Below are 3904 nucleotides of genomic sequence, written 5' to 3' on the forward strand. Positions count from 1 at the left end.
TCGAAACGCAGCACTTCCTCGGCAAAGTTTTCCAGATCCCGCGCCGCCGCCGCGCCCTCGGGCGAACCGACCGCCGGCCCGACATCCGCGTCCGATGCAAACCCAAGCGTGGCAAAGCCGATCACCTCGCGCCCGCCGGGCGAGCGCAGCGCCTGCGCCCCGTCCAGGATGGAGATCGAGTAATGGACCAGCCCCGGCAGTTTCGCCGCAATGGGCGCATGAATGCCCGTCCAGTAGGCTATGAAGTCATCCCGTTCAATGCCGTCTTTCGCGGCCAGAAAACTTGTCCGTTTGACATCCTGTCTCTCCGATCCGATACGGGCCGCGCGGGCCGCGCGGGCCGCGTCAGTCCTGCATCATCCGCAGCACGGGCTTCACCACGCTGCCGTCTTCCATGGCGTGGATCGCCTTGTTGATCCGTTCGAACGGGTAATGCGCGATGATCTTCTCCACCGGAAGCTGACCCTTGCGGTAATACTCGATCAGCTCGGGGATGAAGTCCGGCGGGTTGCTGTCACCCTCGATCACGCCGCGCCAGGACAGACCGGCCCCGACCATTTAACGCGCCTCCACGCTGTACCGGGTGCCGGGCGCCGGGGCGGCGACAAGCGCCAGCATGCCGCGCTTGCGCAGGGCCTGACTGGCCGTGTCCACCACGGTGGGAATGCCGGTCGTGTCGAGACCGCAATGATACCCGCCCCCGCTCGCCTCGCGCAGCTTCCCGACAAGGTCGGGATCGTCGCCGCGAAAGGCATGGGTCGCCCCCAGCTCGCGCGCCAGCGCCAGCCGGTTCTCCGCCAGATCGACGGCGCAGATGTTCGTACAGCCCGCAATCGCCGCCCCCATGAGCGAGGACAGCCCGACCGACCCCGCACCGAACACAACGAAACTGTCGCCCGCCTGTGGCCGGATCGCGTTGAGCCCCGCGCCAACGCCGGTCTGGATGCCGCATCCCAGCGGGGCAAGCACATCCAGCGGCAGGGCCTTGTCGATCTTCACCACGTTGCGCCGATGAGCCAACTGTCGCTGCAAAACTACGCAGCGATCGGCGGTCGGTTGGTATCCTCTCCTGCCGGGAAGAGGCGGGGTCACACACGTCGATCCAGTCTTTCGCAACATCGACGCCGATGTAGGTTTGGGGCAAAGTCACTGTCCTGTCCTTGATATTCGGGGTCGGCACTACGGGCGCCCCTTGCAACTGTTCAGGTTCAAATGGCGACGGCGCAAATGGGCCCCTTGCTACTCAGCGGGATCTACCTCCCCGGGATGGAACGGGGTCCCACCTGCGTTCCCAGTATGCCCGACCTTGAACACACAAGGATGGAGCATCATGAGCAAGACCACGAACAAATTTTCCCCTGAAGTCCGCGAGCGCGCGGTGCGGATGGTTCTCGGCAACGAGGGCGAGCATGGCTCTCGCTGGCAGGCGATCACATCGATCGCAGCGAAGATCGGCTGCTCGGCGAACACGCTGAACGACTGGGTCAAGAAGGCCGAGGTCGACAACGGCAAGCGTTCAGGCGTCCCCAGCGAGATGGCCGAGAGAATGAAGGCGCTGGAGCGGGAGAACCGCGAGCTGCGCCAAGCCAACGAGATCCTGCGCAAGGCGTCGGCTTATTTTGCGATGGCGGAGCTCGACCGCCGGTCGAAGTGATGGTGGATTTCGTTGAAGCGCATCGCGATGCGCATGGGGTCGAGCCGATCTGCACGGTGAGCCGCCGAAGGCGCCACCGGTCCGAGCCCGGCGGCGAACGCCGATTGCCCCCTCCACCTACTATTCTCACTTGGCGAAGCGGGCTGACCCGGCGCGGCAGTCTGACCGCGCCCGTCGTGATGCCACCCTGCGGCCCGAGATCGAACGCGTCTGGGAGGAGAACTATCAAGTCTACGGCGTCCGCAAGGTATGGCGCCAGCTTGTCCGGGAAGGGTTCGATGTCGCTCGTTGCACTGTGGCAAGGCTTATGAATGACATGGGTATTCAAGGCATTATCCGCGGCAAGCCACATCGGACGACGATCCCGGACAAGAAGACCCCGTGTCCGTTGGACAAGGTAAACCGTGAGTTCCGCGTTCCGGCACCCAACATGCTCTGGGTGAGCGACTTCACCTACGTCGCCACCTGGAAGGGCTTCGTCTATGTCGCCTTTGTCATCGACGCCTACGCGCGCAAGATCGTCGGCTGGCGCGCCAGCACGTCAGCGCAGACAGGTTTCGTCTTGGATGCACTGGAGCAGGCAGTCCATGACCGAAGGCCGACAAAGGCCATGGGGTTGGTTCATCATAGCGACCGCGGATCGCAATACCTGTCCATTCGCTACACCGAGAGGCTGGGCGAAGCCGGTATCGAACCTTCCGTGGGGAGCGTTGGCGACAGCTACGACAATGCGTTGGCCGAAACCATCAACGGCCTCTACAAGGCTGAAGTCATCCATCGCCGCGGCCCCTGGCGCAGCTTCGAGGCCGTCGAATATGCCACGCTGGAATGGGTGGACTGGTTCAACAACCGCCGACTTCTCGAGCCCATCGGAAACATCCCGCCAGCCGAGGCTGAGGCCAACTTCTACGCAGCTCTGGAAACTGAAGAAATGGCCGCGTAACTAACCATAATTAGCCTCCGGCAAGCCCGGGGCGGTCCAATCTGGTTCGGCGTGTTCCTCGTGATCGTCGTCGAGGCGGGGATGATCACGCCTCCGCTCGGCATGAACATATTCGTCATACAGGCACAGGCATCGGACATTCCGCTGATCCGAATATATCAGGCGGTCATGCCCTATGTTGCCGGGCCAATCCTGCTGTGCCTGCTTCTGGTGATCTTCCCGGCAATCGCCCTGTTCCTGCCAGAAGTGTTGTTCGCACCATGACCCAAAGCTCTTTTCCCTTCGATGGCGCGGTTGCGCTTGTCACCGGCGCGGCGTCCGGCATCGGTCAGGCGCTGGTCGCCGCCCTTCAGGCCCAAGGCGTGAAGGTGGCGGGCGCCGACCTGTCGGCCCCCGCTGGCCCGGACCTCGCCCTCGCGCTCGACATACGGTCCCGTTCGGACTGGGCCGCCGCCGCCGACCGGGTCGGCGAAACCTTCGGCGGGGCCGATCTGCTGTTCAATGTCGCGGGCATATGCGCCTCGCCCCAACCCATCCATGAGGTCGAGCTGGAGACCTTCCAGCGCGTCCTCGACACCAATCTGGTGGGCATGTTCCACGGCACGCAGGTTTTCGTGAACCAGCTGCGCCGGACGGGCCGCTCGGCGCATATCGTCAATATCTGCTCGGTCTGCGGCCTGTTCTCGACCCCCGGCTATGCGGCCTATGCCGCATCCAAGACTGCCACCGTTTCGCTGAGCGAGACCGCGCGCAGCGATCTGGCCCCGCTGGGCATCGGCGTCACCGCCGTCTGCCCCGGCTACGTCAACACGGCCATCGCAAGCTCCGGTCAGGACAGCACGTCCGAGAACCGCCGACGCGTGGCCGAGATCATGGCCAATTCCATGCAGCCCGAAGAGGTGGCCCGCCGGATCATCGAGGCGGTGAGCCGCAACCTCCCCTACCTGCTGACCCATCCCGAATATGACCGCGTCATCGCCGCCCGTGCCGCCATGCTCGACGCGGCGCTCGTCACCGCGCGCGAACTCGATGCCGGGGGCCACCCCATCGACGACGTGACCCGGCTCGGGGGAAGCTGGCTATGACCCCCGGCCAGGCAGACATCCTGGGCGTGTCTTTCGGCGGCCGCCTCGTGGTCGTCACCGGCGGCGCGCGCGGACAGGGTGCGCTTCAGGCCCGGCATCTCGCGGCGCGGGGCGCGCAGGTGATCGTCGCCGACATCCTTGAAGACGAGGGCCGCGCCCTCGCGGATGAGATCGGCGCGCAATTCGCCCGCCTCGACGTGACCTCGGAAGCGGACTGGGCGG

6 protein-coding genes, 1 pseudogene and 1 other annotated feature are annotated in these 3904 nt (G+C 64.8%); of the genes and pseudogenes, 4 read left to right on the forward strand and 3 right to left on the reverse strand.

Features of this window, described 5'->3' with window-relative positions:
- The 3 genes from A3764_RS26485 to A3764_RS23035 form a co-directional block, all read right to left on the reverse strand.
- On the reverse strand, positions 1-317 hold a 317-nt coding region (locus tag A3764_RS26485; protein ID WP_150122434.1), incomplete at its 3' end, for an EthD family reductase.
- Between the two features lie 28 nt (positions 318-345).
- The gene (locus tag A3764_RS23030) at positions 346-558 is read right to left on the reverse strand and encodes a hypothetical protein (RefSeq protein WP_067919706.1); all 213 of its coding nucleotides are present in this window, start codon (positions 556-558) and stop codon (positions 346-348) included.
- Entirely contained in the window at positions 559-999 is a 441-nt protein-coding gene (locus tag A3764_RS23035; protein ID WP_161487541.1) for a zinc-binding dehydrogenase, read from the reverse strand. It lies immediately after the preceding gene.
- Positions 1000-1330: 331 nt separating this feature from the next.
- Here A3764_RS23035 and A3764_RS23045 point away from each other — a divergent pair.
- The 4 genes and pseudogenes from A3764_RS23045 to A3764_RS23060 all read left to right on the forward strand — a co-directional run.
- Positions 1331-2597, forward strand: a pseudogene (locus A3764_RS23045) (IS3 family transposase).
- Positions 1612-1730, forward strand: a sequence feature (AL1L pseudoknot). (Overlaps the previous pseudogene by 119 nt.)
- A 39-nt stretch (positions 2598-2636) precedes the next feature.
- A complete protein-coding gene (locus tag A3764_RS23050) occupies positions 2637-2861 on the forward strand; it encodes a TRAP transporter large permease subunit (RefSeq protein ID WP_269084725.1) in 225 nt (74 codons plus the stop codon).
- Entirely contained in the window at positions 2858-3682 is an 825-nt protein-coding gene (locus A3764_RS23055; RefSeq protein WP_067919702.1) for an SDR family oxidoreductase, read from the forward strand. The genes A3764_RS23050 and A3764_RS23055 overlap by 4 nt, the downstream gene beginning before the upstream one ends.
- Positions 3679-3904 (forward strand): SDR family NAD(P)-dependent oxidoreductase (locus tag A3764_RS23060; protein ID WP_150122433.1); only part of this gene is annotated, 226 nt, incomplete at its 3' end. The genes A3764_RS23055 and A3764_RS23060, both read left to right, overlap by 4 nt.

Origin of the sequence: Sulfitobacter sp. HI0129, assembly GCF_001635395.1 — a bacterium.
Classification (GTDB): Bacteria; Pseudomonadota; Alphaproteobacteria; order Rhodobacterales; family Rhodobacteraceae; genus Sulfitobacter.